Source organism: Mesorhizobium sp. WSM4844 (genome assembly GCF_055811775.1).
Window position 1 is genome coordinate 109119 of record NZ_JBVVQB010000011.1, and the last position, 25905, is coordinate 135023.

The 25905-nt window shown below is 61.6% G+C and carries 26 protein-coding genes and 1 pseudogene; 17 read left to right on the forward strand and 10 right to left on the reverse strand.

Annotated elements, in window-relative coordinates; all coding sequences use genetic code 11:
* Window positions 1–7: 7 nt before the first annotated feature.
* From mobB to AC0L2A_RS12090, 8 genes are all read left to right on the forward strand, one after another.
* Entirely contained in the window at window positions 8–517 is a 510-nt protein-coding gene (gene mobB, locus AC0L2A_RS12055) for a molybdopterin-guanine dinucleotide biosynthesis protein B (protein ID WP_473493228.1), read from the forward strand.
* 234 nt (window positions 518–751) lie between these two features.
* Window positions 752–1534 (forward strand): ABC transporter substrate-binding protein, encoded by a 783-nt coding sequence (locus AC0L2A_RS12060; RefSeq protein WP_027151758.1) that lies wholly within the window; start codon window positions 752–754, stop codon window positions 1532–1534.
* Window positions 1535–1647: 113 nt separating this feature from the next.
* The gene (locus AC0L2A_RS12065) at window positions 1648–2361 is read left to right on the forward strand and encodes an ABC transporter permease (RefSeq protein WP_287220749.1); all 714 of its coding nucleotides are present in this window, start codon (window positions 1648–1650) and stop codon (window positions 2359–2361) included.
* Window positions 2358–3191 (forward strand): ABC transporter permease, encoded by an 834-nt coding sequence (locus AC0L2A_RS12070; protein ID WP_473608972.1) that lies wholly within the window; start codon window positions 2358–2360, stop codon window positions 3189–3191. Before AC0L2A_RS12065 ends, AC0L2A_RS12070 begins: the two co-directional genes overlap by 4 nt.
* Before the next feature lie 62 nt (window positions 3192–3253).
* Complete coding sequence (locus AC0L2A_RS12075) at window positions 3254–4123, forward strand: NAD(P)-dependent oxidoreductase (protein ID WP_473609015.1); 870 nt, start codon at window positions 3254–3256, stop codon at window positions 4121–4123.
* A gap of 8 nt (window positions 4124–4131) precedes the next feature.
* Window positions 4132–4833 carry a DNA alkylation repair protein gene (locus AC0L2A_RS12080; RefSeq protein WP_473608973.1) on the forward strand — a complete coding sequence of 234 codons (702 nt, stop codon included), beginning with the start codon at window positions 4132–4134 and terminating at the stop codon, window positions 4831–4833.
* Window positions 4796–5374, forward strand: coding sequence for a GNAT family N-acetyltransferase (locus tag AC0L2A_RS12085; RefSeq protein WP_473608974.1), 579 nt, complete (start codon window positions 4796–4798; stop codon window positions 5372–5374). Before AC0L2A_RS12080 ends, AC0L2A_RS12085 begins: the two co-directional genes overlap by 38 nt.
* Before the next feature lie 47 nt (window positions 5375–5421).
* A complete protein-coding gene (locus tag AC0L2A_RS12090) occupies window positions 5422–5991 on the forward strand; it encodes a DUF3299 domain-containing protein (protein WP_091590945.1) in 570 nt (189 codons plus the stop codon).
* An 11-nt stretch (window positions 5992–6002) separates the two neighbouring features.
* On the opposite strand, the gene AC0L2A_RS12095 is transcribed toward AC0L2A_RS12090, so the two are convergent.
* From AC0L2A_RS12095 to AC0L2A_RS12110, 4 genes are all read right to left on the reverse strand, one after another.
* On the reverse strand, window positions 6003–6494 hold the full coding sequence (locus AC0L2A_RS12095; protein WP_006333679.1) for an Lrp/AsnC family transcriptional regulator: 492 nt from the start codon (window positions 6492–6494) through the stop codon (window positions 6003–6005).
* A 119-nt stretch (window positions 6495–6613) separates the two neighbouring features.
* Window positions 6614–7231, reverse strand: coding sequence for a uracil-DNA glycosylase family protein (locus tag AC0L2A_RS12100; protein ID WP_473493233.1), 618 nt, complete (start codon window positions 7229–7231; stop codon window positions 6614–6616).
* Window positions 7232–7245: 14 nt separating this feature from the next.
* Window positions 7246–7857, reverse strand: a complete 612-nt coding sequence (locus AC0L2A_RS12105) for a glutathione S-transferase (RefSeq protein ID WP_473608975.1) — start codon at window positions 7855–7857, stop codon at window positions 7246–7248.
* 92 nt (window positions 7858–7949) lie between these two features.
* Window positions 7950–8573 carry a thermonuclease family protein gene (locus tag AC0L2A_RS12110; protein WP_473608976.1) on the reverse strand — a complete coding sequence of 208 codons (624 nt, stop codon included), beginning with the start codon at window positions 8571–8573 and terminating at the stop codon, window positions 7950–7952.
* Between the two features lie 75 nt (window positions 8574–8648).
* On the opposite strand from AC0L2A_RS12110, the gene AC0L2A_RS12115 reads away from it, so the two are divergent.
* Window positions 8649–10169 (forward strand): ATP-binding protein, encoded by a 1521-nt coding sequence (locus tag AC0L2A_RS12115; protein ID WP_473493236.1) that lies wholly within the window; start codon window positions 8649–8651, stop codon window positions 10167–10169.
* A gap of 20 nt (window positions 10170–10189) precedes the next feature.
* Here AC0L2A_RS12115 and AC0L2A_RS12120 read toward each other — a convergent pair whose 3' ends face one another.
* Window positions 10190–11185, reverse strand: a complete 996-nt coding sequence (locus tag AC0L2A_RS12120; RefSeq protein WP_473608977.1) for a nicotinate-nucleotide--dimethylbenzimidazole phosphoribosyltransferase — start codon at window positions 11183–11185, stop codon at window positions 10190–10192.
* Between the two features lie 182 nt (window positions 11186–11367).
* Here AC0L2A_RS12120 and AC0L2A_RS12125 point away from each other — a divergent pair, with 182 nt between their 5' ends.
* Together AC0L2A_RS12125 and AC0L2A_RS12130 are read left to right on the forward strand one after the other, a co-directional pair.
* A complete protein-coding gene (locus tag AC0L2A_RS12125) occupies window positions 11368–11601 on the forward strand; it encodes a DUF1289 domain-containing protein (RefSeq protein ID WP_473608978.1) in 234 nt (77 codons plus the stop codon).
* 7 nt (window positions 11602–11608) lie between these two features.
* The gene (locus AC0L2A_RS12130; protein WP_473493239.1) at window positions 11609–12313 is read left to right on the forward strand and encodes a TIGR02281 family clan AA aspartic protease; all 705 of its coding nucleotides are present in this window, start codon (window positions 11609–11611) and stop codon (window positions 12311–12313) included.
* Window positions 12314–12334: 21 nt separating this feature from the next.
* Here the strand turns inward: AC0L2A_RS12130 and AC0L2A_RS12135 are convergent.
* Window positions 12335–12638 (reverse strand): annotated as a pseudogene (locus AC0L2A_RS12135) (oxidoreductase); the annotation flags it as partial.
* Window positions 12639–12750: 112 nt separating this feature from the next.
* On the opposite strand from AC0L2A_RS12135, the gene AC0L2A_RS12140 reads away from it, so the two are divergent.
* Window positions 12751–14940 (forward strand): adenylate/guanylate cyclase domain-containing protein, encoded by a 2190-nt coding sequence (locus AC0L2A_RS12140; RefSeq protein ID WP_473608980.1) that lies wholly within the window; start codon window positions 12751–12753, stop codon window positions 14938–14940.
* Between the two features lie 138 nt (window positions 14941–15078).
* On the opposite strand, the gene AC0L2A_RS12145 is transcribed toward AC0L2A_RS12140, so the two are convergent.
* Complete coding sequence (locus tag AC0L2A_RS12145) at window positions 15079–16677, reverse strand: ABC transporter substrate-binding protein (RefSeq protein WP_473608981.1); 1599 nt, start codon at window positions 16675–16677, stop codon at window positions 15079–15081.
* Window positions 16678–17228: 551 nt separating this feature from the next.
* Complete coding sequence (gene dusA, locus AC0L2A_RS12150; protein WP_473608982.1) at window positions 17229–18224, reverse strand: tRNA dihydrouridine(20/20a) synthase DusA; 996 nt, start codon at window positions 18222–18224, stop codon at window positions 17229–17231.
* 120 nt (window positions 18225–18344) lie between these two features.
* On the opposite strand from dusA, the gene AC0L2A_RS12155 reads away from it, so the two are divergent.
* The gene (locus AC0L2A_RS12155) at window positions 18345–18443 is read left to right on the forward strand and encodes a hypothetical protein (RefSeq protein WP_473609016.1); all 99 of its coding nucleotides are present in this window, start codon (window positions 18345–18347) and stop codon (window positions 18441–18443) included.
* Here the strand turns inward: AC0L2A_RS12155 and AC0L2A_RS12160 are convergent.
* Window positions 18411–21260, reverse strand: coding sequence for an ATP-binding protein (locus AC0L2A_RS12160; protein ID WP_473608984.1), 2850 nt, complete (start codon window positions 21258–21260; stop codon window positions 18411–18413). The two genes, AC0L2A_RS12155 and AC0L2A_RS12160, sit on opposite strands and share 33 nt — an antisense overlap.
* Window positions 21261–21460: 200 nt before the next feature.
* Between AC0L2A_RS12160 and AC0L2A_RS12165 the strand changes: the two genes are divergently transcribed.
* Genes AC0L2A_RS12165 through AC0L2A_RS12180 form a run of 4 tightly spaced genes read left to right on the forward strand, consistent with a single transcriptional unit; the run spans window position 21461 to window position 24521 of the window.
* Complete coding sequence (locus tag AC0L2A_RS12165) at window positions 21461–22735, forward strand: epoxide hydrolase family protein (protein ID WP_473608985.1); 1275 nt, start codon at window positions 21461–21463, stop codon at window positions 22733–22735.
* A 31-nt stretch (window positions 22736–22766) separates the two neighbouring features.
* Window positions 22767–23183 carry an organic hydroperoxide resistance protein gene (locus tag AC0L2A_RS12170; protein WP_473608986.1) on the forward strand — a complete coding sequence of 139 codons (417 nt, stop codon included), beginning with the start codon at window positions 22767–22769 and terminating at the stop codon, window positions 23181–23183.
* Window positions 23184–23242: 59 nt separating this feature from the next.
* Window positions 23243–24301, forward strand: coding sequence for an alpha/beta fold hydrolase (locus tag AC0L2A_RS12175; protein ID WP_473608988.1), 1059 nt, complete (start codon window positions 23243–23245; stop codon window positions 24299–24301).
* 19 nt (window positions 24302–24320) lie between these two features.
* On the forward strand, window positions 24321–24521 hold the full coding sequence (locus tag AC0L2A_RS12180; RefSeq protein ID WP_473608990.1) for a hypothetical protein: 201 nt from the start codon (window positions 24321–24323) through the stop codon (window positions 24519–24521).
* On the opposite strand, the gene AC0L2A_RS12185 is transcribed toward AC0L2A_RS12180, so the two are convergent.
* Entirely contained in the window at window positions 24505–25833 is a 1329-nt protein-coding gene (locus tag AC0L2A_RS12185; protein WP_473608991.1) for an aspartate aminotransferase family protein, read from the reverse strand. The genes AC0L2A_RS12180 and AC0L2A_RS12185 overlap by 17 nt on opposite strands.
* Between the last annotated feature and the right edge of the window lie 72 nt (window positions 25834–25905).

Genomic DNA, 25905 nt, shown 5'->3' on the forward strand with positions numbered 1-25905 from the left:
TGAAGCTATGATGAGACGCGTCTTCGGTATCACCGGCTGGAAGAATTCCGGCAAGACGACACTGACCGAAAAGCTGGTCGCCGAACTCGTCCGGCGTGGCTGGAAAGTCTCGACGGTAAAACACGCCCATCATGCCTTCGACATCGACAAACCGGGGGCGGACAGTTTTCGCCATAGGCAGGCCGGGGCCACTGAAGTCGCCATCGTGTCGGACAGGCGCTGGGCGCTGATGCATGAATTGCGCGGCGAGGACGAGCCGACGCTGGATGCGATCCTGTCGCGGCTCGGCACCGCCGACATCGTGCTGGTCGAAGGCTACAAGCGCGAGGCGCACAGCAAGATCGAGACGCGGCGGATGGAGGCCAAGGACTGGGCACCGCTTTCGGCAAATGATCCGCACATCGTCGCCATCGCCGCCGACTTCGCCATAGCCGACGAAAGCCTGCCTGTCTTCGATCTCGACGACACCAGATCGATAGCCGACTTCATCGAGCGCGCGACAGGTTTGACGCGCTGAGGCTACTGCCGAAGAAGCATCGGCCGCCCCCTGTTTCCTCGTTGCCCCCCTGTTTTCCTCGGTTGTTTGCCTGCCGCGACGTCAGCATTGTCCGGCAATGCGAAACCCGCAAGCAACGGTTTTACAGTTGCTTTTTCTTGGGAAAGAATGGGAGTATCGCGCCAGCGGGCGGTCAACAGAACCGCCCACAGAGCCGTTTGGAACGACGGCCGGGAACATACAGAGAGGACTATCATGCGTACTGCACTGCGTATAGCGCTCGCCGCATCGGCGGCGCTGCTGACATTGGGCGTTGCCCAGGCTCAGGAGAAAACCTTGAGGATCGGCTCGGAGGGAGCCTATCCGCCGTTCAACAACCTGACTGCTGATGGCCAGCTCGTGGGCTTCGACATCGATATCGCCAAGGCGCTTTGCGACGAGATGAAGGTGACGTGCACTTTCGTCGCGCAGGATTGGGACGGCATCATCCCGGCGCTTCAGGCCGGCAAGTTCGACGCCATCGTTGCCTCGATGTCGATTACGCCGGAGCGTGCCGAGAAGGTCGACTTCACCAACAAATACTACAACACGCCGCCGGCGATCGCCGCGCCCAAGGACAGCGATATCAAAGGCGTGACCAAAGAGGACCTGGCCGGCAAGACGATCGGCGTGCAGGCGTCCACCACCCACTTCAATTATTCAACCAAGACTTATGCCGACAGCACAATCAAGCCGTACCCGACCGCGCAGGAATACCAGCTCGATCTCGCCAATGGCCGCGTTGATGCGGTCAACGACGACATCACCGTCATCGAAGGCTGGCTTGCCACGCCGGACGGCGCCTGCTGCAAGCTGATCGGCGCGATCACACCCGACATCGAGATCCATGGTCCGGGCGCCGGCATCGCGGTACGCAAGGGCGATACCGCGTTGGTCAATCAGTTCAATAAGGCGATCGACGCCATCCGCGCCAACGGAAAGTACAAGGAAATCAACGACAAGTACTTCAAGTACGACGTCTACGGCGGCGAGTCCTGATCCTTCCGGGTTGACGGCGAACGGCGGGACATCCCCGCCGTTTGCACAAGGCGCGGCGCGCCAGGGCTGACGCCGCGCTCTCAAAAAAAGCATAGAGGAGAACAGGCAGGCGGATGCAAAGCGTTTGGACGCTGCTCAGTTGGGGACCCGAAGGCTGGCTCGACGACATCGCCTATGGTGTTTTCATCACCGTTTCGCTTGCAGCCGCGACCCTGCCTCTCGGTCTGGTGATCGGCTTTCTGGTTGCGCTGGCCAAGCAATCCAACGAGCCGTCGCTGCGGCTGGCCGGCAATATCTACACCACGATCTTTCGTGGATTGCCTGAGTTGCTGACCCTGTTCATCATCTTTTACGGCGCGCAAATCGGCATTCAGCAATTGATGCGCCTGTATGACCCGACCGCCGCGGTCGAAGTGAATGCTTTTGTTTCCGGCATGATCGCGCTCGGCGTCGTCTTCTCGTCCTACGCCAGCGAGGTCTTCCTCTCGGCATTCCGCGCCATCCCGAAGGGACAGTATGAGGGCGGCTATTCGGTTGGCCTGTCTGGCTGGCACACGATGCGCCTTGTGGTGCTGCCGCAGCTTATCCGTATCGCGCTGCCGGGTCTTGCCAATCTGTGGCTCATCCTTCTCAAGGATACCGCCCTGGTTTCCGCCATCGGTCTTACCGACATATTGCGGCAAGCGGGCGTCGCCGCCCGCGTCACCAAGCACGCCTTCCTGTTTTTCGGTGTTGCCGCGCTTATTTATCTGCTCCTCGCCATCATATCGTCCTTCGGCATCAATGCGATCGAACGTGCGGTCGGCCGCCAGCAGGTGCAGCGATGAGTGCGGCAGCAGCCGACGTGGCGAGGAAGGTCGAAAAACCGCCAGCAATCCCGCACGGCTGGCCGCGCCAACGTATTCTCGGCTACGCGCTGGTCTGTATGTGGATAGCTTTTCTTGCCGGGATTGCTGCCTACCTCATTGTCGCCTGGAACGGCGAGCTTTTCGCGAAATATGCGCCATCCTATGTGACAGGGCTAGGTGTGACGCTTCTGCTGGTCGCCATCTCGATCGTGCTTGGCGCGATCCTTTCGGTGCCGATCGCCTATGCCCGCATGTCGAAGAACCGGTTTCTTTCGGGTCTTGCCTATGCCTATGTCTATTTCTTCCGCGGCACGCCGCTGCTGGCCCAGACCTTCCTTGTCTATTACGGCGTAGGCTCTTTCCGGCCACAGCTCGATATGATTGGCCTCTGGGGTTTTTTCCGGGAGGCGTTCAACTGCGCAATCTTCGCCTTCTCGCTCAATACTGCCGCCTATCAGGCTGAAATCCTGCGCGGCGCGATCGAGAGCGTGCCCAGAGGCCAGTGGGAGGGTGCCGCCTCGCTCGGCCTGCACAAATTGCAGACGATGTGGAAGATCATCCTGCCGCAGGCACTGATCGTGGCGCTGCGTCCCTACGGTAACGAGATCATCCTGATGATCAAGGGCTCGGCGATCGTAGCCATCATCACCGTCTATGATCTGATGGGCATCACGAAGCTCACCTATTCGCGCACTTTCGACTTCCAGTCCTATGTCTGGGCGGCGATCATCTATCTGATCATTGTCGAGATACTCCGCCACGCGGTCGAGTGGATAGAACGGCGCATTACCATACATCTGCACCGCTGACTCCCATAGCTTTGCCTGATCCGCTAAGAAGGCCGGAAACAGGATTGAAGGGATTCGAAAACATGGCATCGGTGGCATTTCTCGGTCTTGGCGTCATGGGCTATCCAATGGCCGGACATCTCCGGAACAAGGGCGGCCACGACGTCACCGTCTACAACCGCACCAAGGCAAAGGCCGAGCAATGGGTTGCCCAGCATGGCGGCAGTGTTGCCGACACGCCCGCTGAGGCCGCCGACGGCAAGGATTTTGTCTTTTGCTGCGTTGGCAATGACGACGATTTGCGCGCGGTGACGATCGGAGCCGAGGGTGCGTTCCAGTCGATGAAGAAGGGAGCCGTCTTCATCGACAACACCACGGCCTCGGCTGAAGTCGCGCGCGAACTGGCGGAGAAGGCGCAAGTTCGCGGTTTTTCGTTCCTCGACGCACCGGTCTCCGGCGGTCAGGCCGGCGCCGAAAACGGCATCCTGACCGTCATGGTCGGCGGCGAACAGAAAGCCTTCGAGCAGGCGAAGCCTGTCATCGATGCATATGCCCGCATGGTCGGGCTGATGGGCCCGGCCGGCTCCGGCCAACTCACCAAGATGATCAACCAGATCTGCATCGCCGGCCTTGTCCAAGGGCTGGCTGAAGGCATCCATTTCGGCAAGAAGGCCGGGCTCGACATCGAAAAAGTCATCGAGGTGATCTCCAAGGGCGCGGCCGGCTCATGGCAGATGGAGAACCGCCACAAGACGATGAATGCCGGCAAATATGATTTCGGCTTCGCCGTCGACTGGATGCGCAAGGATCTCGGCATCTGCCTGGCGGAGGCCGACCGCAACGGCGCCAAGCTGCCGGTGACGGCACTTGTCGACCAGTTCTACAAGGATGTGCAGGGCATGGGCGGCAAACGCTGGGACACGTCTTCGCTGCTGGCGCGACTGGAGAAGTAGGTTTTGTCGTGGCCGAGCTTTCGCCTCAATCCAGCGCCGAGGAGATTGTCGCCCATCTGCGCTCGATCGGCTCGCAGGAGAACCGCCTTGGGATGCTGCGCTACGGCATCAAGATCGAACGTGCGCTCGGAATCCCGCATGGCGTGCAGAGGCAGATTGCCAAGAAAATCAAGCGCAACCATGAGCGTGCCTTCGAACTATGGCAGTCGGGCATCATGGAAGCGCAGTTCATCGCTTCCGTCACAGCCGATCCGAAGCGGTTTTCTGCTGCGGATGCAAGACGATGGGCGGCGACTTTCGACTCGTGGGATATCGTCGACGGCGTCTCCGACCTCTTTGTCGATTCGGATTGCTGGAAGGAGCTGATAGAAGAGTTCGCGGCCGACGAACACGAGTTCGTTCGACGCACGGCTTTTGCCATGATGGCCTGGTCGGTCGTCCACCGGAAGAAGGAGCCAGAGGCGACCTTCCTCGACTTCCTGCCGATCATCGAAGCGCACGCCGCCGATGGCCGTAATTTTGTGAAGAAGGCGGTGAACTGGGCGCTTCGCTCTATCGGCAAGCGATCGGTGAATTTGCACGGCGCTGCCCTTGCCCTGGCGCAGAAGCTGGCCGGTTCGACCGACAAGACGGCGCGCTGGATCGGCAAGGATGCTGCACGGGAGCTTTCCGATGCCAAGACGCTCGAGCGGCTCGCCAGGAAAGGCTGACCGGAGCCAGATCCGCTTCACCGAGGTGACGCGATCCACGCGCGCCGATTTCGAGAACCTGTTCGAGCAGCCTGGCGGCCCGAAATATTGCTGGTGCATGGCCTGGCGCCACCTCGAAAACCGCGAGCATGCGTCCAACGATGAGAGGAGACGGGCCATGATGGCGCTCATCGAAGCCGGCACGCCGGTCGGTATCGTCGCCCATGCCGAAGGCAAGACCGTCGGCTGGTGCTCCGTGGCGCCACGCGAGACCTATCGCAAGCTGTCGCAGGAGCAGGACGACAGCGAGGCAGGCGTCTGGTCGATCGTTTGCTTCTATGTGCCGAGGGCGTCGCGCGGCCGTGGACTGGCAAGCGAGCTGCTCGACGCGGCCATCGATCACGCCTTCGCCAAAGGCGCCAGGACCATCGAGGCCTATCCGGTCGACCAGGCATCGCCGAGCTACCGTTTCATGGGCTTTCGAGAGATGTTCGTGGCCCGCGGATTCCACGAGATCGGCATGGCCGGCTCGCGCCGGCATGTGATGCGGCTCGAACGTTGACGCTGTCGGCGACGGCAGCTTTACTCCTGTCAAATGGAGAGCACACGGTGAGCAATCGTTTCAAATCGACAGCGGCGCTGGCGGCCGTGCTGATTTCCATAGTGGCTGCCACCGCTGCCGCCGAAACGGCGCGCATATTCTGGAAGGACCTGCGCCCGGCGACCCAGCCCGCTGCCGAAAGTGTCGGATTGCCGATGGTCGCGGCAAAAATGCCTGACCGTGGCGAGACACTTTCTGTCAATTTGCGAGACAAGGCCATCCAACTGGCGGGCTACGCGCTGCCGCTCGATCGCGACGGCGATCTCGTCTATCAGTTCCTGCTGGTGCCGTGGACAGGGGCGTGCAGCCACATGCCGACGCCGCCGCCCAATCAGATCGTCCTCGTCACGCCCGCCCGCCCCTACAGAATGTCGCAAGCCTATCAGCCGGTTGCCGTGACCGGCGCGCTGGAGCCGGGCATGGAGAAAAGTCAGCTCTTCATCCTCGACGGTGTCAGCGTGATCCAGTCGGGTTACACCGTACGCAAGGCGGAGGTGACGGATGTCGATCTCGTGCCGGACACGATCACGCTACCGGCAAACTCGCCATGGAGTTTCCTCAACAAAAAGAAGAACTAAGCGAAAACTCCTCAGGCCGCGTTGGCGCCCGATTCCTTGTCCAGAACCATGTAGTCGAGCGGCATTTCTGTCGTGTATTTGATCTGTTCCATGGCAAACGACGACGAGACGTCGCGGATCTCGATCTTGGCGATCAGCCGCTTGTAGAAGGCGTCGTAAGCAGCGATGTCGGGCACCACCACGCGCAAGAGATAGTCGACGTCGCCGCTCATCCGGTAGAACTCGACCACTTCCGGAAATTCCTGGATGACCTCCGAAAAGCGCCGCAGCCACTCATGGCTGTGCGAATTGGTGCGGATCGACACGAACACGGTGACACGCACATTGACCTTTTCATGATCGAGGATGGCGACGCGCCGCTTGATGACGCCTTCCTCCTCGAGCTTCTGGATGCGCCGCCAGCAGGGCGTGGTCGACAGTCCAACTTTCTTGGCGACATCGGCGACCGCGAGCGTCGCGTCCTCCTGCAAGAGGCGGAGGATTTTTCTGTCAAGGCGGTCCATTTGGGTGCTCCCACGGGATAGATCAGGAATAGATTGGCTATAGTCCTTCTTATTTGGGCCATTCACAAGAAAGAAATTCTGTCAGATGGCGCAAAAGCGAGTGATTTCTTGCTTACGCGTCAGCCGAGGCGATAGCGGATTTCCGATCTCAGAAACGGCAGCAAATCCATTTCAAACCACGGATTGCGCTTCAGCCAGCCGGTGTTGCGCCACGACGGATGCGGTAGCGGCAGCACTTTCGGGATGGTGGGCGCATCCCAGATGGTGCGCCAATCCATCACCGTCTCCGTCAGCGAGGGCCGGCGCGCGGCGCCCATGTGCCAGGATTGCGCATAGATGCCGATCGTCAGCACCAGGTCGATATGCGGCATCAGCGCCATCAGCGGCGCACGCCAGGCCGCTGCACATTCGCGGCGCGGCGGCAGGTCGCCGCCCTTGGCATCCTGGCCGGGAAAGCAAAAGCCCATCGGCACGATGGCGAATTTTGTCGTGTCGTAGAATTCTTCGCTGCTGACGCCCAGCCAGTCCCGCAACCGATCGCCGGAGGCGTCGGTGAACGGCATGCCTGACATATGCACCTTGGTGCCCGGTGCCTGGCTGGCAATCAGGATGCGGGCGCTCGACGACGGCCTGAGCACCGGGCGCGGCTCATGCGGCAGCGGCCGGCCGACCGGGTTTTCGACGCAGATTCGGCAGGCGCGCACCCTCGCCGCGAAGTTTTCCAGCTCTTCACTCATGCCTGGGGCCATTCTCAGGCGGCGGCGCTCGGCCGGCTGGAGATCGCCTGATGCCAGCGCAGCACGTTGGCACAGTCTTCCGGCACCTTGATACGCGCCGGCTTCATGAAGTCGATGGCGATCAGCCCGGTGATGTCGGCGATCGAATAGGCGTCGCCGGCAACGAATTCGCGGTTCGCCAGTTCGTCGTCGAGCAGTTTCAGGAATGCAACGGCTTTCGGCTTGTTGGCCTCGCCCCATTCGGGAATTTGCGGGATCTCCCATTCCTTCATCGCCGGATGGACGTGTCGGAACGCGGCGCTGACGCAATTGAGCAAGTTGAGCTCCATCCGTCTCTGCCACATCTCGACCAGCGCTTTGCCGAGCGCGCCGCGGCCGAACAACGCCGGTTCCGGGTGCAGTTCCTCGAAATAGCGGCAGATGGCGACGGATTCGGTGATGACGGTGCCGTCGTCGAGTTCGAGCACCGGCAGGCGCTGCAGCGGGTTGCGCGAACTGACCGGCTGCTCCTTGTGCTGCATCGCGCCCATGTCGACGGGCACCAACGGAACCTCAAGCCGCTTTTCGGCGAGGAAGACGCGAACCCGCCGTGGATTGGGCGCCCGGCCGCCGTCGAAGAGTTTCATTCCATCCTCCAATTGCATCGGCCCAAAATCGAGGTCCGAGTGAACGCACGTCCCACCGATCAGGCCTGTTGCAACGACTATAGGGTTGGCCATCACCAGATGCGAAAAATTTCTCGCAAGCCATCGCCGATCGAAGCCAAACGGCCGTGCTTTCTTTCGACCACTGCGTGATCGTGGCTCTCGCGCCAATCGTGCGGCTCGTCGAAAGTGCCGGCCCAGATGCCGGCCTTGCCTGATCGGGCAGCGGCCTCCTCGGTTTCAAAATCGCCATAGGCAACTGCCCAGCCGGCCTCGACCTGGGCGCGGTTGAGATTCCTGCCGCCGGCGTTGCAATCGCCCAGCAGCCGGCGGTATCGGTCGCGCTGCCAGCCGCTGCAGGAGACGGGTTTGCCTGCTATCAGACGTACCAGCGACTGCCGCGCCAGCTTGCCGCAGGGATAGCCGGCGCCGTCCTTGCGGCAGATCTGCGAATATTCTGGCGCATCAATGCCGCGCATGCGGATGCGCTCGGTACCGAGCGTGATCGTATCGCCGTCATTGACGACGGCGGCACCCTCAGCCTTGCGCGTCTCGATCCGATCAAGGCGCGCCGCCAGAAGGATCAGCAGACCGAGGACAAGCATGGCCAGTGCGTAGTCCACCAGCCGGCGCCAAAGGCTTCGCGGCCGCGGCGGGACGTATCGCAGTCCCGGCCGCCGCGACCACGAACGGCTCATATGGCAAACCGTTGGTTAATCATTCGAACGTAGCTTAACAATTTGAAACCGCTGCCCGCATAAATTGAAGCCTCCATGCCCTCGCAACGTTCGACCACAGCGGACAAGTTTATTGTGGACCGCCGGAAACCCCATCGCAACAGCGATGTGGCGCGCGCGGTGCGCAAGACGCGCGACCGTCTTTCGCAGCAGGCCGGAAATCCTGATTTCGACCGGGAGCTTTTGAAACTCCACGCCCGTGCGATGATAGGCGGCGCGATCATAGTTCCGCTTCTCGTCCTGGCGACCGCCGCGACCGGTCTGTTTGCTGGCGTCGGAAAGGCAATTGGCGTCTGGGCGCTTCTTATACTCATCTGCTACGCCATCGTCGTGTTCATGGCGAGGCGCGTCGACCGAACGGAAGCTGCCGAACTCAACCCGCTGCAAACGCACCGTGATTTCCTGATAGGCCATTTCCTTTGCGGCCTGGGCTGGGCCTGGTTTGCCTGGCTCGGTTGCGACACCTGCCAGGTCGACCAGTTCCAGTTGATCAAGGGTGTGGTGCTGCTGCTTGCCATGGCGGCGACGGCGATCACAGCGTCATCGTTGCGCGGTGCGTTGCTGGCGACTTTCGCCGTTCCGGTGGCCGCCTATGCCTATGCCGGCGCCAGGCAGTGGATGCCGGTCGAGTTGATCATGGCCGGGTTGCTGATTGTCGCGCTGCCCTTCTTCGCCTATGTGGCACGCCGCCTCAATCGCTCGTCCTTGATGCTGCTCTCGTTCCGCTCCGAAAAGGACGCGCTGATTGCCGAATTGGATACGGCGAAATCGATGTCGGACGAAGCGCGCCGACGGGCGGAGGACGCCAACCTGGCAAAGTCGCGGTTTTTGGCCTCGATGAGTCATGAGTTGCGGACGCCGCTCAACGCCATTCTCGGTTTCTCCGAGGTGATGGCGAACGAAGTGCTCGGACCGATGAGCAATCCGACCTATCGCGACTATGCTCGCGACGTCCATGACTCTGGCCAGCACCTGCTCGACCTGATCAACGAAATCCTCGACCTCTCGCGCATCGAAGCGGGCCGCTACCAGCTCAACGAAGAGCCGATGCTGCTGCTTTCCGTCGTCGAGGATTGCTGTCACATGATGGAGCTGAAGGCGCGCAACAAGGACATCCGCATCGTCCAGGATTTCGAAAACGCCTTGCCGCGCCTGTTCGCCGACGAACGCGCGGTGCGACAGATCGCGCTCAATCTTTTGTCGAACGCCATCAAGTTCACCGGAACTGGCGGCGAGATCCGCGTGCGCGTCGGCTGGACGGCGGGCGGCGGCCAATACTTCTCCGTCAAAGACAATGGGCCCGGCATTCCGGAAGACGAGATTCCGGTCGTGCTGTCCGCCTTCGGCCAGGGTTCCATCGCCATCAAGAGCGCCGAGCAAGGCACCGGGCTTGGCCTGCCGATCGTCCAAAGCCTGCTCGCCATGCATGGCGGCGAGTTCGAACTGCATTCCAAACTGCGCGAAGGCACCGAGGCGATCGCCATCTTTCCGTTGAGCCGGGTGATGGAGGAATTGCCGGCGCTGCCGACCAGGGCCGTTGCTGCGCGCCGGCGATAGACGCTTCCGGCGATAGACGCTTAATGAAGCGCCGCTGCCATGCCCGAGGCGGTGAGCGCAGCGGCTTTGACCAGGCCGGCCGCAAGTGCCGCCCCTGCCCCCTCGCCGTGGCTGACGCCGAGATCGAGTAGCGGCCGCATGCCGAGCCGCTCGGCGGCCCGAGCATGCGCAGGCTCTGGCGACAGGCTGGCGAGCAGGCAATGGTCGAGCGCAGTGGCGTCGGCAGCATGCAGCGCCGCCGCAGCGGCTGTCGCCACCAATCCATCGAGCAGGACGGGGATCTTCTGCGTCCGGGCGGCGAGGATGGCGCCGGCAATCGCTGCGAACTCACGGCCGCCAACCCGGCGCAACGCTTCCAGCGGGTCCCTGAGACCTGTGCCGTGGAAGGCTAGCGCGGCAGCGACCACTTCCGCCTTGCGCACCCGCATCGATGCATCGGCGCCCGATCCGGATCCGACCCAATCTGCGCCACTGCCGCCGAACAGTGCGGCAAGCAAGGCCGCGGCGACGGTGGAATTGCCGACGCCGAGGTCGCCAAGGCAAAGCAGATCGGCGCCGCCGGCGATCGCCTCCATGCCGAAGGCCATGGTGGCGGCACAGCCGCGCTCGTCGAGTGCCGCCTCCTCGGTGATGTCGGCGGTTGGAATGTGCAGCGCAAGATCGAACACTTTCAGCCCGAGATCATTGGCGATGCAGATCTGGTTGATCGCCGCACCCCCGGCCGCGCAAAGCTCGACGGCGTTCGCCGTGGCAGCGACAGGCCGTGGCGAAATGCCGTGGCGAGCGACGCCGTGATTGCCGGCGAAGATCGCCACCAGGGGCCGGTTCACTGCCGGCGGCGCGCGGCCGCTCCAGGCGGCCAGCCAAGCCGCGATGTCCTCGATGCGGCCGAGCGAACCTTTGGGCTTGTCGGCCTTGGCAAACAGCGCACGGACGCGGGCTTCGGCTGCCGTGTCGGCCCGTGGCAGGGTGGCCAGAAGATTGCGGAAATCGTCGAAGGGCAGCGCGCTGGTCATGTCGTTGATGATCGTTCCCGGAGTTGGTGAGCGGCATAGCCGCCTTGCTCGGCCGGCACAACTGCCTGCATTGACGCGAAAGCGGCTGCCGGCGGCGCATTCCGGAGGGCTTGCATTGGCGTTGCCGTTACACCATGTGGAGGCGAGACGAGGGATTCCTTGGGAATCCTGAGAGAATAAACATGACGGCCATCGAATCCCCATGCGTCCTGGTCTGTTCGATCGATATGAAAACCGGCTTCTGCTTCGGTTGCGGCCGCACGCGCGCGGAAATCGGCGCCTGGATCGAGATGACCCCTGAAATCCGCCGCAGCATCATGGCCGAGCTGCCGGCCCGGCTGGAAACGGTTGAGCGCAGACCGCGCCGCGAAACCCGCCGCAGCCGCCTCGCGCGCGAACGCGACGCTCTCTCGTGAGCCACACATGAACCGGGTTTTCTGGGTTTTGATGATCCTGATCGGGGTAGGCGTTGTCCTGCTCATGCTCAACGATTCCGCCGGCAGCACATTCGGCGTCGAGAATGACGATTTCAGCCGGCTGATCTGGCTTGCCGCACTGGTCGCGCTCATCGGCGCCGGCCTGCTCAGATCAGGCAGGCCCTTGGGCACGATGGCCCGCAGCCTGGGCACCTGGGCCGTCATCGTGCTCGCACTGATCGCCGGCTACCAGTACCGTTATGAATTGCAGGATTTCGCCAGCCGGGTGACAGCCGGCCTTGTTCCCGGCAGTCCACTGGCGTTGGGCCTCGACGACGGCCATGCCACGGTGACCCTGGACAAGGCCGGCAATGGCCATTTCGAAGCGCGCATCCTGGTCAACGGCACGCCGGTCCGGGCCGTGGTCGATACCGGCGCAACCAGCACCGTCTTGACCGCGCAGGACGCGCAGGCGGCCGGCTTCAACCCAGCCGCTCTCAATTTCACCATACCGGTTTCCACCGCCAACGGCATGGCGCGCGCCGCAGTCGTGAGAACCGACGAATTGGCGATCGGCGGGATCGTGCGCAAGGACATGCCGGTCATGATCGCCGCGCCCGGCATGCTCGGCCAGAGCCTGCTCGGCATGAATTTCATCGGCTCGCTGTCCGGTTTCGACGTGCGCGGCGACCGAATGATCTTGCGCGATTGAACAGTCAGGCCACTGCGCCGCTCAGTGAGCGTTAAGCATCTCGACCGCTTGATCAAACCGGCCGTCCCGCTCCGCCCAGCGCAGGAAGCCCACGCACTCCACCAGGATCTCCTTCGGCGTCGGCTCCCGGCTGAACAACGCCATCGCCTCGTCGACAAACGCATCGAGCGGCATGTAGTCGTCGCGCCTCGACTGGCCCGGCGTGAGTTCAGTGCGAACCGCTGGCGGCGCCGACCTTGCCCCTGAGTTGCTCGCGCAACGACACCGTATAGGAATGGATCGCCGCCTTGGTGGCATTGTAGGTCGGCGTGCCACTCGGCGGCACCCGATCTGGGAACTTCAAGGGCAAATCGTGACCCAAAGCCGACGAGAGCAGGACTAGGCTCCGAAGCGATACTCTTTTATCATGGTACAGTTGCCCAGCGCCGGAAACTACCATGGAGCGCAGGCTTGCGGCGATACTTGCCGCTGACATCGTTGGCTACAGCCGCCTTATGGAAGCCGATGAGGCGGATACCCTCGCGCGCCTGAAGAGCACCCGCGAGAACCTGATCGATCCGAAGATCGCCGCTCATAAGGGGCGCATCGTGAAGCTCATGGGCGACGGCGCGCTAATAGAATTCTCCAGCGTGGTCGACGCGGTCGGTTGCGCCGTCGAAATCCAGCGGACTATGGCGGAGTGCAACGCCGAACTGCCGAAGGAAAAACAACTCGAATTCCGCATTGGCGTAAACCTTGGCGATGTGATTGTCGAAGGGCAGGATATCTATGGCGACGGCGTGAATGTCGCAGCGAGACTGGAAGGATTGGCCGAACCCGGGGGCGTCCTGATTTCAGGATCGGCATTCGATCAGGTCGAGAGAAAGCTGGATTTTGAGTTTGAATTCTTGGGTGAACAAAAGCTCAAGAACATCGAAAAACCTATTCGTCTGTATCGGATAGGCCCGCGGGCACGCGCCACATCCGGAACAGTTCCAGCAAAACGCAAGCGCTATATCGAATGGCGCCGGCCGGCGGTCGCGGCGACGGCGCTGATCCTGATCGCCGGAGGTGTAGCACTTTGGAAGGTCGTCGGCGACGGTTCAGGACCGCCGGTCGAGGTGGCCTCCAGGGAAAGAATGGCGCTCCCGCTACCGGACAAGCCATCGATCGCTGTATTGCCATTCACCAACATCTCGAGCGACGCCGGCCAGGAGCACTTCGCCGACGGCATGACCGATGACTTGATCACCGACCTTTCCAAGCTTTCCGGCCTCTTCGTGATCGCGCGAAACTCGACATTCATTTACCGCGGCAAGCCGGTAAAAATCAGCCAGGTCGCCGAAGAACTTGGCGTGCGTTACGTTCTCGAGGGAAGCGTACGGCGAGCCGGCGAGCAGGTGCGAGTCAACGCCCAACTCATCGATGCCCTCACCGGCGGGCATGTGTGGGCGGACAGGTTCGATGGAAACGTCGCCGATATTTTTGCGGTCCAGGACGTTTTTGTCGCAAAGATCGTCGAAGCGTTGAAGGTCAATCTCACCACCACCGAAAAAACGGAAATTGCCCGCGCCAAGCCGGACAACATTGCAGCCAAGGAAGTTTTCGAAACGGGTTGGAGCCTTTATCTCCGTTACAACGCAAAGGACACAGCTGCCGCCATCACTTCCTTGAAAAAAGCAACCGAACTTGATCCCAAATATGGGCGAGCTTATGCCGCCCTGGCGCTGGCCTACTTCCGCGTCGTTGAGTCACTCTGGGGTAAAGAACTCGGAAGGGACGAACCATATTTCTGGTGGGGAGCTCACGATTACGCAGAGCTGGCCAAGAAATATCCAACGTCACTGTCTTACACGGTCGAGGCATTGCGGGACGTCTATCAAGGTCTGGCCGACGATGCACGGAGGAATGCCGGTCGAGCGATTGCTTTGGATCCCAACGACCCCGAGGCACACATCGCAACGGCGTGGGCGCTGACGATCTCAGGCGAACCTGCAGAGGCGCTGAATTTCGTCGCGACCGCCATGCGGCTCAACCCGAACTATCCAAGCCACTACGTTCTCGCGCGTGGATTGGCGCTTTTTGCAACGGGCGATCTGAAGCAAGCGGCTGAGGTGTTCGGAGAAGGCGTCAGGCGAAACCCAGACGCAACTGCGCTCTTTCTACCTTTCAGTTCCGTGCTGACGCAGCTCGGGCGCCGGGAAGAAGCGAGACAAATACTACTGAAGTTCCGACCGGGTTTAGACCAGAAAGGGCTCGAAAACCTTCCCGACACCTTACACCTCTCGTTCAAATGGGATTATGAACACGCAAGCGTCCGGGAGCGCCTGAATGACGGTGTCCGTATCGCTGCGCTGCCGCTGGACGTCACCGTGACGAGCCTGGAAGCGGAGCTTGAGACCGGCAATCCCTTTTCCCAGCAATATGCAGTAAAGCGACTGGGCTGGTTTGGACCAGCGGCATTACAAGCCGTTCCGGCTTTGGTTGAAGCGCTCAAGGTTGAGTATCTCCGACGGGAGGCCATCGAGGCTCTGGGCAAGATCGGGCCTCCGGCACAAGCTGCGATACCTGCGCTCGTGGCACTCCAGAATGAAGCTCTGGTCGGCTTTTACGCAAAGAACGCGCTGTCTAAGATCAGAGGCAATTGATGGACCCCGGATGCGCGCCAGGGACTTCCGCTTGTGGGCAACTCGGACCTGCTGCGATGTCCGCTCCGGCGCCGCTGCTGGGGGACAGGGAGGCATCAAACGCGTGCAATCCGCCATCCCAATATATGAGTACACGGCCTAGGCGAACCACCAGCGTTCGGCGATCTTCTGCCCGTCCATCGGCCAGTTCGACGCCACCTCGCCATGGGCGAGAGCCTTGGTGTGGGCTTCGACATAGGAGTTGAAGACCACGTTCACCAGCCCGCCGTCGTCATGCAGCAATTGCTGCATTTCGGCATACATGCCGGCACGCTTGGTATTGTCAGTCTCCGAGCGGGCGGCGGCGAGCAGCTCATTAAAGCGCGGATTTTTCCAAGTCGTTTCGTTCCACACCGCTTCCGCCGCATAGGCGGTGGTGAACATCCAGTCGCACGTCGGCCGGCCGGCCCAGTAAGAGGCGAAGAACGGCTTCTTGAGCCAGACATTGTCCCAATAGCCGTCGTTGGGCTCCCTGATCACATTCAGATTGAGCCCGGCCGTCCGGGCATGCTCCTGCCACAGGAGAGCCGAGTCGGTCGCACCCGTGAACGCGGCATCCGCGACCGACAGGTCGAACTGGGTGTTCTCGGCCCCCGCCTTCTTGAGGAGGCTCTTGACCATGTCGGGGTCGTAGACGTGCTTCGGCTGCGGATCGATCGCGAACTTGACGGTCGGTGCGATCGGATTGTCGTTGCCGACGGCGCCGTGGCCGAGAAACACCTTCTGCACGATCTCGTCGCGATTGAGCGAGTATTTGATCGCATTCCGCACATCGGGATTGTCGAAGGGCGCCTTCTGGACATTCATGACATAGACATAATGGCCGTAGCCCGTCGTCTCCAAGATCGCGAGATCGGGGCTCTGCTTCAGAATGTCGAGCGTCTTCAGGTCGCAGCGATCCATGTAGTGGACCTCGCCGGTGTAGAGCGCGTTGGTGCGCGCCGTTACATCATAGATCGCCAGGCATTCGACACGGTCGAACCAGCCCTTGTCGGATTTGAAGTAGTTAGGGTTCTTGTTGAAGGTGGCGATGACGCCGGGCTCGAATTTCTCGAGCATGTAGGGCCCGGTGCGGATGCCCGACTCCCAGTCGACGCCGCCCTCTTTCGCCGGCAAGACCGGGATGTCCGACATGATGTAGGGGAAGTCGGCATTGCCGCCGTCGAGTTCGAACACCACCGTCTCGGCACCGTCGGCGACGACATTCTTGACCGAAGCCAAGAGCGATTTCATCACCGATTTCGTGCCCTCGATGCTGTGATGCCTGACAGAGGCCACGACATCGTCGGCGGTAACCGTCTTGCCATTGTGAAAGGTGGCTCCTTTCCTCAGTTTGAACACCCACTTCTTGGCGCCGTCTGACGGCTCAAAGCTCTCTGCGAGGTCGGGGACCACATTGCCCTTGGAATCGATTTCGGTCAGGCCGTTCGACAAGGTTCCGAATAGCGCGGTGCCGATGAACGGGTTGACGTTGGTACTACCCGGTTCCAGTGTATCGGCGGCGGCGGCATCGCCGATGCCGATCTTCAAGGTGCCGCCCTTCTTGGGCTCGGCGTGCACCGCCTGGACGAACATCGCATTGGCGGCCGTGGCGGCAAGGCCGGCGGCGAGCGCCAGCTGAACAAAGTCGCGACGCGAAACCCTGCCTTTCGCGGCAAGCTTGGCGGCCAACTTCAGTTTCGTTTCAAATTCCGTCACAGATGCTCTCTCCCTCGAACGGAAGATCATGCGTGACCCTTGGCGGCCCGAGAGACTTTAGGACGATAGCACAACAGGCATTCCCGAGCTAACGAGGAACCTCGGCAGCGCCCGGTCGGACTCGTGTCCTCTCGCTTGCTCCCGCGCGGACTTGGGCCTCACCCCGGGGCGGATGGATCGGTCGATATCCAGTTCGTTGGCTGCGACGGAAAGATTGCCAACTGTATTTCGATTACACCTGGCTGGAGTTACTGGGTCCGCCTCTATCACCCGCGCACGCAAATTTTAGATCGCACAGGGTATTCTAGGAGCCGAAGCTGATGAATTGATATGAGGATGTCGACTGTCCGCTCTTCCAAAGCTGCCCTGGAATCGCTTCGCTAATGTCCGTTTCTGGCGCTACTTGCCCGTTCAGGTGGCCGCTACTGTTGATTGCAAGCGACCCTGGGTAGCCTTTCGAAACGAACGCCCAACAGAATCATCATTTGTTCTCGCTTAGCGTTGTTTGGCGTACCTTCAACGCGATGCCCTCCACATGAGCGATTGGACAGTCAGGCTGCTTCGGCGTCCGTCCCGCTAAAATCGACTGCAGCGAAAGCCGCCTTCAGCACATCCGGTCCGGCGCCGGGCCTTGTCGCATCGGTCGAAAGGATCTGCCGGTAGCGGCGCGCACCAGGCAGGCCGTGGAACAGGCCGACCATATGACGGGTGACATGGCCAAGCCGCCCGCCCCGCTCGATATGGTGTGCAGCATAATCCGCCATCGCATCGATCAGCGCGGCAAAATCGAACGTTTTGGGTTCGTCGCCGTAAAACGCCGCGTCGACGCCTGCCAGAATGCCCGGCGTATGATAGGCGGCGCGGCCGAGCATGGCGCCGTCGACATGATCAATGTGGTCAAGTGCCTCTTCAAGGGATTGAATGCCGCCGTTGATGCCGATGAATTTGTTTGGTTTTTTTGCCTTCAGTCGATACACTCTGTTGTAGTCGAGCGGCGGGATGTCGCGGTTTTCCTTCGGGCTCAGCCCTTCCAGCCACGCCTTGCGGGCATGCACCCACAGCGCGTCGGCGCCGGCCGCGAAAACCCCGTCCGCCAGCGTATCGAGCGCCGGCTCGGGATCCTGCTCGTCGACGCCGATGCGGCATTTGACGGTGACCGGGATGCCGACAGTGGCTTTCATCGCCGCGACGCAATCGGCGACCAGGTCAGGCGCCTTCATCAGGCAGGCGCCGAACGTACCCGACTGGACGCGGTCGGACGGGCAGCCGACATTGAGGTTGATCTCGTCATAGCCGAAGGCTTCGCCGATGCGCGCCGCCTCGGCAAGCTTCTGCGGATCGGAGCCGCCGAGCTGCAATGCGACTGGATGTTCCGTACCATCGAAGCCGAGCAAGCGCTCGCGCTCGCCGTGGATGACCGCGTCGGCGACCACCATCTCGGTGTAGAGCAAGGCCCGCCGCGTCAACTGGCGATGAAGGAACCGGCAATGCCGGTCGGTCCAGTCCATCATCGGCGCGACGGAGAATTTTCTATATTTTTCAATCATTTACACACAGATTTTAACCACGAGACGGACTGACACTGCCGGCGTCTATGATATGTGACTCATTTCATTCTTTTTTTCAAAGCGTAACCATCAATGTCACTTCACACCGCTTTTCTGCTCATGGCACAATATAATGGTAGGGCCACCATTCCGCTCGATGAGGTCCGTCGCGATTGCCGAGCCAGACTAACTCTGCGTCGCGAGCAGACGTGCAGCTGACTTCAGATCAGCAGTATCCAAACCCTCAACGAAGCGCTCGAACCGCGGCTGGAGATGCGCCCGGGCGGTTTCGTGTTGTCTGCGATCGATCATAAGAGTAGCCAGGTCGATCGCGGCGCGCAGCTCCCACCCCCACGCGCCCCAACCCTGGCTCATTTCGAGTGACCGCCCGAAGTAGGTTTCAGCCTCGTCGGCGCCAGACTGCACTGACGCCAAAACTAGGCAGCCCTTCACGCGCAGCAACTCCGGCATATAGCAGAGATCTCCGTTTGCCTCGACCGACAGGATCGTGTCGTCGAGCAGTGCGAGGGCCTCCGCGAGCCGGCCCGTGGCGGCAAGGCCTTGAACGAGCGCGACGTTGAGCGGAGTGGTGAGCAGTTCGTAGGGTGCTGCGTGGAGTTCCGCGAGACTGCGTTGCAGGCTCTCGATTCCCTTCTCCGCATCGCCTCGACGAATGGCCAGTTCTCCCTTGAAGCCTCGTCCTAGCGCCAGATACGGTCCGAGAGAGTGGGGTTCCGCACGCAAGAAGAGACGGTCTATATGCTCGTCCGCGCGGTCGAGATCGCCGACCCAAAGGAACACGGAAACGGCCCAGACAAGAGCGATCGAAAGCGTCAGCGGATGGTTCAAGATCTCGGCGTCCTTGATCGTCAGCAGTGCGCGTTCCACCGCCCGATCCGGATGGCCTTGCAGCCAAAGCGTTCTTGCCAGGATCGCGCCGGCCAGGATTCTCCCGTCGAAGCCGAGATAGTTGGTCGTGGTCCGACCGGAACGCGGCCCGTATCGCAATGCTGCCGCAAGCGAGGTCTGGGCGCGCCCTAGTTCGCCATTGAGGTGAAGCGAGATTCCCATCAACGAATGTGCCAATGTCGTGGAGACGGAGTCCTCCAGCGCGTCGGCAACGGCGGAACAGCGTTTCGCATAGGTGAGAGCCGCCCTGAAATCTCCCGTTCGCAAATGGAACATCTGCAGCGGCCCGAGAACCTGAATCTGGTCGAGCGCATCGCCGCACTGCTCGGCAATGGAGAAGCTTCTGTTCAGCGCCACGCGCGCTGCGTCCCTTCCCCCGTGCGTGAACATCAGAGAAACCCCAAGGGCCGCCTGAAGGTGCATTTCGTCACGTCCTCCGCGCATGGCGTCGTCGAGAGCGAGAATTGCCCGGGAGGTCCAGCGATGGCACTCAGTGAGCAAGGACATCGACAGGAAAAGCGGAGCAGCCGCGGCGGAAAGACGAATGCCCAGCCTGGCATCCCCGTTGGATCCGAAACACCAGTCCAGAGCCCCGCGCACATTGGCAAGGCCGGCGAGGTGCAGTGACCGCTGCGCCGCGCTCGACAACGTAGGCCACTCATTCCCCGTATCCTCCAGCCATCGCAGACAGTAGGTCGCGTGCCGGGCGCCCAAATCCGTGAGTTCGGCATCCTGGGAATCGAACTGGAGGGCATAGGCTCGCGTCGTATCGAGCAGTCGGTAGCGCATCGTTGCGCCAGCCGGCCTTGCCGCAACCATCGACTTGGCAACGAGGCTGTCTATGGCGCTGAAGATGAGCGCCTCGTCGATACTGGGGCTCGTTATAACCGCCAGAGCCGCCTCGATCGAAAAATGCCCGACGAACACGGCAAGCCGGCGAAGCACCAGGCGCTCAAACTCCGACAGCAGCCCGAAGCTCCAGTCCAGTGTAGCCTGGAGGGTTTTCTGGCGCGGCGGTGCAGTACGTTGACCCGGCCACATGAGGGCGAGTCGCTCGTCGAGAAGGGTCGCGGTTGTCTGCAGGCCATAGCTTGCCACCCGCCCGGCCGCCAACTCGATGGCAAGAGGTACGCCATCAAGCTTCCGGCAGATGTGCGCCACGACCCCCGCTTCCGAATCGTCGAGGTCAAGACGAGCACCGCTCGCTGCTGCGCGCTCCAAGAACAGCTCGGTCGCAGGGAACGCCTGCGCGACTGCCGCGGTGGGTTCCAGATCGTCCGGCGGGTAAGCAAGCGGCGCGAGCTTATAGACGTGCTCGCCTTCGACCTGGAGAGCCTCCCGGCTCGTCGCCAGGATGTGGGCCTGCGGTGCGGCAGCGAAGATACGGGCCGCCAGGTCTGCCGCCGCGTCTATGACATGCTCGCAGGTGTCCAGGATCAGGAGGATTCTCTTGTCAGCCAGGTATGTGATGAGAGCGGACGTGGCGTCGTCAGACTGAAGCGACAGCCCCAGCATCGACGCTACAGTCGGCGCGACCAGGTTGGGATCATTCAGCGCGCCAAGATCGACGAAATGCACGGCGCCAGCGAACGCATCGACCACGTGATGCCCGGCCGCCAACGCAACGGTGGTCTTGCCGACCCCACCCGTCCCGACGATCGTGACGAAGCGCGCTACCGCCAGCTCCGCGGAAAGCGCGGCCGTGTCGTCGGTTCGCCCGACCATGCGGGCTAGTCGGCTCGGGAGATTGGCCTGCGGGTAGCTGGCGGCAGCCTCGCTTCGCGCATCGTTGCGACCACCCGATCGCGAGACCGGCGCCACGAAGCAATAGCCCCGGCCCTTCAAGGTAGCGATGTAGCGCGCGCCGTCCTTGCCGTCGCCCAACGCCTTTCTGAGATTGGCCATGTGAAACCGCAGACTACCCTCCTCGACGGTGACGTCGGGCCAGACGTTCGCCAACAAATCCTTCTTGCTGATCACCTCGTTGGAGCGGGCAGCCAAAGTAGCCAGGATATCGAAAGCCCGCCCGCCCAGATCGACGGTGGTGCCTTGCCGCAAGAGCAGCCGTTCGCGGACGGCAAGCGTAAAGGGACCAAATGATATCGTGTCGCTTGCAGGCCCTGCCATGACACTCCCTTCGCGGCCTGCTCCATGCAGGCGACCACTCAGCTATGAGAAGAACAAAAGTGGGGGCTTCGCTGCAAGCCTGCATTCGCCGACGAGCGCTAACGTTGCATCATAATGCATAACGGGCGCTTCGGGCGATCTCCTTCTATGTGTCGAAAGCAGCAAGAACCTCTCTGCCGACGGACCCAAGGAGAACGACCATGCCCGCATCATCGCCATCGCTCACGCGGCGAAGCCTGCTCGCCGCATCAGCGGCCACAGGCGCCTTGAGCCTGCTTCCCGCGAGGGCGCGCGCGAGCGTCGACATCGAAGCCGTCCATCCCTTTCGCGTCGACATCACGGAAGAGGCAATCGTCGATCTTCGTCGACGTCTGGCAACGACGCGCTGGCCCCTGCGGGAAACCGTCACGGATCAGTCGCAGGGCGTGCAACTCGCAAAGCTCCAGAATCTCCTTCGGTATTGGATGACCGATTACAACTGGCGGAAGGTCGAGGCGAAGCTCAACGCTCTGCCTATGTTCGTCACCGAAATCGAGGGCGTTGCTATCCACTTCATCCACGTCCGGTCCCGCCATGAGAATGCTATGCCGATGATCATGACGCATGGTTGGCCCGGCTCGATCCTAGAATTCATGAAGGTCATCGGTCCGCTGACCGATCCCACAGCCCATGGCGGTGCTGCCGGGGACGCCTTCCATCTCGTCTTGCCTTCAATCCCCGGCTTCGCCTTTTCCGGGAAGCCGACTGAGACCGGCTGGGGCTCAGACCATATCGGCCGTGCCTGGGGCGTGCTGATGGGGCGGCTGGGTTACGACCGCTACGTCTCGCAGGGTGGCGACTGCGGTTCGGTCATCTCCCACCGCATGGCGCTGCAGAAGATGCCTGGGCTCATTGGTATACACGTCAACATGCCGGGGACCGTGCCGCCGGAAATTGCATCAGTGTTGGCGGCCGGCGGGCCGGCGCCGAGCGGACTGAGCGAGAAGGAAAGAGCGGCGTTCGAGGCGCTCGACACCTTCTACAAGGACAGTTCCGGCTATGCCGCCATGATGGTCACGCGGCCGCAGACCATCGGCTACTCCCTGGTGGATTCGCCGGTCGGCCTGGCGGCGTGGAACTACGAGAAGTTCGCGCAGTGGACCTATAGCGGTGGCGACCCCGAGCGGGTTCTGACCATGGACGAGATGCTCGACGACATCTCGCTCTACTGGCTCACTGAATCCGGAACCTCCGCGGCTCAGATCTACTGGGAAGACCACTCCAACAATTTCAATGCCGTGGACATTGCCGATCTTCCGGTCGCCGTGACGGTATTTCCCGGCGAAATCTACTGCACGCCGCGAAGCTGGGCCGAGCGCTGCTACCACAACCTCATCTATTTCCATGAGGCCAAGACCGGCGGGCATTTCGCGGCCTGGGAACAGCCGGAAATCTTCACCCAGGAGGTCCGTGCAGCTTTCAGATCGCTGCGCTGATCGAAGATCCGATTTCATCAGGATGCATGCCATGACTACCCAAGCAAAACGACTCTACACAGCGAAGGTGCACACAACAGGCGGCCGGGAGGGTGGCTCACGCAGTTCCGACGGCAGGCTGGACATCAGGCTCTCGACGCCCGGCGGCGCGGGCAGCGGCACCAATCCCGAACAGCTTTTTGCTGCCGGTTGGTCGGCATGTTTCGAGGGCGCGATGGCGATCGCCGCGCGCAAGATGAACGTCGTTCTGCCAGCGGATCTTGCGATCGATGCGGAGGTCGATCTCAACAGCGGCGACGGCGCCTTCTTTCTCAGCGCCCGGCTCAATGTGGGCCTGCCAGGGATGGATCGCAACGACGCCCGGGCCGTTGTCGATGCCGCTCATCAGACCTGTCCCTACTCGAAGGCCACGCGCGGCAACATCGAAGTCGAAATCAACCTGATCTAGTCCCTCGGTTTCGGCACTGCCGCGACTGCCCTGGAAACATGAACAAAGGTAGTAGTCCCATGAACGCAATCGAAATTCCGGAAGTCGTCGACCATCATCGCCGACGCCTGTTCGGCATCGCGGCCGCGACCGTGGCGTTGGCTCAGTTAGGAACGGTCCGAACCTCAACTGCTCAGGGCGGGACGCAGACGACAGTAGCCGGCGGGACAGGATCGCGAAACTCATTCGCATCGCTCAAGCAGATCGAGGCGGGGCTGCTTACCGTCGGATATGCCGAGGATGGCCCAGCAGATGGACCTCCCGTCATACTGCTGCACGGCTGGCCCTACGACATCTACAGCTATGTCGATGTCGCGCCGCTGCTTGCAGGAGCCGGCTATCGGGTCATCATCCCTTATCTGCGCGGCTACGGCACGACGCGGTTCCTGTCGGATGCCACTCTTCGCAACGGCCAGCAGGCCGCGCTGGCGGTCGATATCATCGATCTGATGGATGCCCTGGGCGTCGAAAAGGCGATCGTCGCCGGCTATGACTGGGGCGCGAGGACGGCAAATATCCTTGCCGCGCTCTGGCCGGAGCGCTGCCAGGCCATGGTGTCGGTCAGCGGCTATCTGATCGGAAGCCAGGCGGCCAACAAGGCGCCGCTGCCACCACAGGCCGAACTGCTATGGTGGTATCAGTTCTATTTCGCGACCGATCGTGGCCGTGCCGGCTACGCGCAATACACGGACGACTTCGCCAAACTGATATGGAAACTCGCCTCGCCGCACTGGAACTTCGACGACGCGACCTTCGCCAGAAGCGCCGCTGCGTTCAAAAACCCCGACCACGTCGACATCGTTGTCCACAACTACCGTTGGCGGCTCGGCCTTGCGGAAGGCGAGCGCCGCTATGTCGAACTGGAGGAAAAGCTTGCCAAGCGCCCGGAGATCGACGTGCCAACGATCACGCTGGAGGGCGACGCGAACGGTGCGCCACATCCCGATCCCGACGCCTATGCGAAGAAATTCTCCGGCAAATACGAGCATCGGCTGATCACCGGCGGCATCGGACACGACCTGCCGCAGGAAGCGCCTGAAGCCTTCGCCAAGGCAATCATCGACGTCGACAAGTTCTGAGCGCGGACGGAGCGAGCGCATGAGACGCAAGCTTGCAATTGCAGCCGTCATCGCCGTGTCGACCGCTCTCGCTATCGGCTGCGTTGAGATCGACAGCGTTCGAGCTCAGAACGCGGAAGCCTCGCCGATCTATGGCGTGACGATCCCGGTCGGTTACCGCAGCTGGGAACCAGGACCTGGCCACCTGCTCGCAGCTATGCGGTCTAGCCCGCGACCTTGATGAGCGCCCGCTCGATGGCTGCAAGAAAAAGATCGACATGCTCGGCCTGGCAAACGAGCGGCGGGCGCACTTTGAGCGAATCCTCGTTGGCCCCTGTCGTGCTGACAAGGACGCCGTCGTCGCGCATTGCGTTCACCACATCCAGTGCCATTGCCCGCCGGCTTGCCGCTGGGGCACCCTCACGCCCGATGTCGATGCCAAAGAACAGACCGGCGTTTCGGATAGCGCGAACTCCATATGGCTGCTGCGCGATTTTCTCCAGCCCGGCTCGGAGGCGCTGGCTCATGGCAAGCGCTTTCTGGGGGATCTGATCGCGCTGCAGGATCGCCAGCACGGCGTCGGCGGTCGCTATGCCAACCGTATTTCCGGCGAACGTGTTGGAGTAGCGAGCGGTTGCGCCAAATTGCTCCATTGGTGCTTTGCGACCAACGACCGCGCCAATTGGAAATCCGTTGCCCATCGGCTTGCCGAGGGTAGCGAGATCGGGAACGATCCCGTGCCGTTCAAAGCCCCACATATGAGCGCCGGTTCGCCCAAAACCCGGCTGAACTTCGTCGGCGATGACGAGACCACCTGCCTTCCGCACCGCCGCAACTCCACCGGCAATGAAGCCAGGAGGATCGACCCATACGCCATCGCTGGAAAAAATACTGTCGATGAGCAGGGCCGCAACGCCGATGCCACGACGGTTCAGATCTACAATGGCTGCGCGTACTTGCGCCTCGAAAAAGTCCGCAGCTTGGGCTTCCGGCACACCCTCCGGACCAGGCAGGGATACCATGCGCACGAATGGGCTGAGCTTGACGGCGTCGCCAAGGTTCGGGGAAACCGCGGCGACAGCCGCGCTGGTGCCGTGATAGGCGTAGGTCGAGACGATCACGCCTTCATTGCCGCTCGCAAATCGCGCGATACGCAGGGCCAGATCGTTGGATTCACTCCCCGTGCAGGTAAAAACCACCCGGTCGAGCTCGCTTGGGAAAGTGTCGACCAGTCGCTCGGCATAGTCGATAAGTTTTGGCTCGAGATAGCGCGTGTTGGCGCTTATCCGGCCCGCCTGTTCAGCCATTGCGGCGTTTACTTCTGGGTGGCAATGGCCGAGCGATGGCACGTTGTTGTAGAAATCAAGATAGGCACGCCCGTCAGGGTCGTAGAGCCACATGCCTTCACCGCGAACGAAGTGGACGGGCCGGCGGTACTGAAGCCGATAGGAGGCCCCAAGTACTTCGTCACGGCGAGCAATGAGCTCGGACTCGCGCCTCGGAAGATCGGATTCGCCGGGCCTGTAGCGATTAGGCATGAGATCTGTGGACATGTGCCGCTGCCTATCTGAAAGAGTGCCTTGATCAATTCGCGGTTCGTCTTTGGGTTAGCGTGCCGGTCGAGC

Excerpts from the sequence above, each read along its gene's own strand:
- mobB (WP_473493228.1), top strand. The coding sequence starts at position 8 with ATGATGAGACGCGTCTTCGGTATCACCGGCTGGAAGAATTCCGGCAAG.
- AC0L2A_RS12060 (WP_027151758.1), top strand. The coding sequence starts at position 752 with ATGCGTACTGCACTGCGTATAGCGCTCGCCGCATCGGCGGCGCTGCTG.
- AC0L2A_RS12065 (WP_287220749.1), top strand. The coding sequence starts at position 1,648 with ATGCAAAGCGTTTGGACGCTGCTCAGTTGGGGACCCGAAGGCTGGCTC.
- AC0L2A_RS12070 (WP_473608972.1), top strand. The coding sequence starts at position 2,358 with ATGAGTGCGGCAGCAGCCGACGTGGCGAGGAAGGTCGAAAAACCGCCA.
- AC0L2A_RS12075 (WP_473609015.1), top strand. The coding sequence starts at position 3,254 with ATGGCATCGGTGGCATTTCTCGGTCTTGGCGTCATGGGCTATCCAATG.
- AC0L2A_RS12085 (WP_473608974.1), top strand. The coding sequence starts at position 4,796 with ATGCCAAGACGCTCGAGCGGCTCGCCAGGAAAGGCTGACCGGAGCCAG.
- AC0L2A_RS12095 (WP_006333679.1), bottom strand. The coding sequence starts at position 6,494 with ATGGACCGCCTTGACAGAAAAATCCTCCGCCTCTTGCAGGAGGACGCG.
- AC0L2A_RS12100 (WP_473493233.1), bottom strand. The coding sequence starts at position 7,231 with ATGAGTGAAGAGCTGGAAAACTTCGCGGCGAGGGTGCGCGCCTGCCGA.
- AC0L2A_RS12105 (WP_473608975.1), bottom strand. The coding sequence starts at position 7,857 with ATGAAACTCTTCGACGGCGGCCGGGCGCCCAATCCACGGCGGGTTCGC.
- AC0L2A_RS12110 (WP_473608976.1), bottom strand. The coding sequence starts at position 8,573 with ATGAGCCGTTCGTGGTCGCGGCGGCCGGGACTGCGATACGTCCCGCCG.
- AC0L2A_RS12115 (WP_473493236.1), top strand. The coding sequence starts at position 8,649 with ATGCCCTCGCAACGTTCGACCACAGCGGACAAGTTTATTGTGGACCGC.
- AC0L2A_RS12120 (WP_473608977.1), bottom strand. The coding sequence starts at position 11,185 with ATGACCAGCGCGCTGCCCTTCGACGATTTCCGCAATCTTCTGGCCACC.
- AC0L2A_RS12125 (WP_473608978.1), top strand. The coding sequence starts at position 11,368 with ATGACGGCCATCGAATCCCCATGCGTCCTGGTCTGTTCGATCGATATG.
- AC0L2A_RS12130 (WP_473493239.1), top strand. The coding sequence starts at position 11,609 with ATGAACCGGGTTTTCTGGGTTTTGATGATCCTGATCGGGGTAGGCGTT.
- AC0L2A_RS12140 (WP_473608980.1), top strand. The coding sequence starts at position 12,751 with ATGGAGCGCAGGCTTGCGGCGATACTTGCCGCTGACATCGTTGGCTAC.
- dusA (WP_473608982.1), bottom strand. The coding sequence starts at position 18,224 with ATGATTGAAAAATATAGAAAATTCTCCGTCGCGCCGATGATGGACTGG.
- AC0L2A_RS12155 (WP_473609016.1), top strand. The coding sequence starts at position 18,345 with ATGGCACAATATAATGGTAGGGCCACCATTCCGCTCGATGAGGTCCGT.
- AC0L2A_RS12160 (WP_473608984.1), bottom strand. The coding sequence starts at position 21,260 with ATGGCAGGGCCTGCAAGCGACACGATATCATTTGGTCCCTTTACGCTT.
- AC0L2A_RS12165 (WP_473608985.1), top strand. The coding sequence starts at position 21,461 with ATGCCCGCATCATCGCCATCGCTCACGCGGCGAAGCCTGCTCGCCGCA.
- AC0L2A_RS12170 (WP_473608986.1), top strand. The coding sequence starts at position 22,767 with ATGACTACCCAAGCAAAACGACTCTACACAGCGAAGGTGCACACAACA.
- AC0L2A_RS12175 (WP_473608988.1), top strand. The coding sequence starts at position 23,243 with ATGAACGCAATCGAAATTCCGGAAGTCGTCGACCATCATCGCCGACGC.
- AC0L2A_RS12180 (WP_473608990.1), top strand. The coding sequence starts at position 24,321 with ATGAGACGCAAGCTTGCAATTGCAGCCGTCATCGCCGTGTCGACCGCT.
- AC0L2A_RS12185 (WP_473608991.1), bottom strand. The coding sequence starts at position 25,833 with ATGTCCACAGATCTCATGCCTAATCGCTACAGGCCCGGCGAATCCGAT.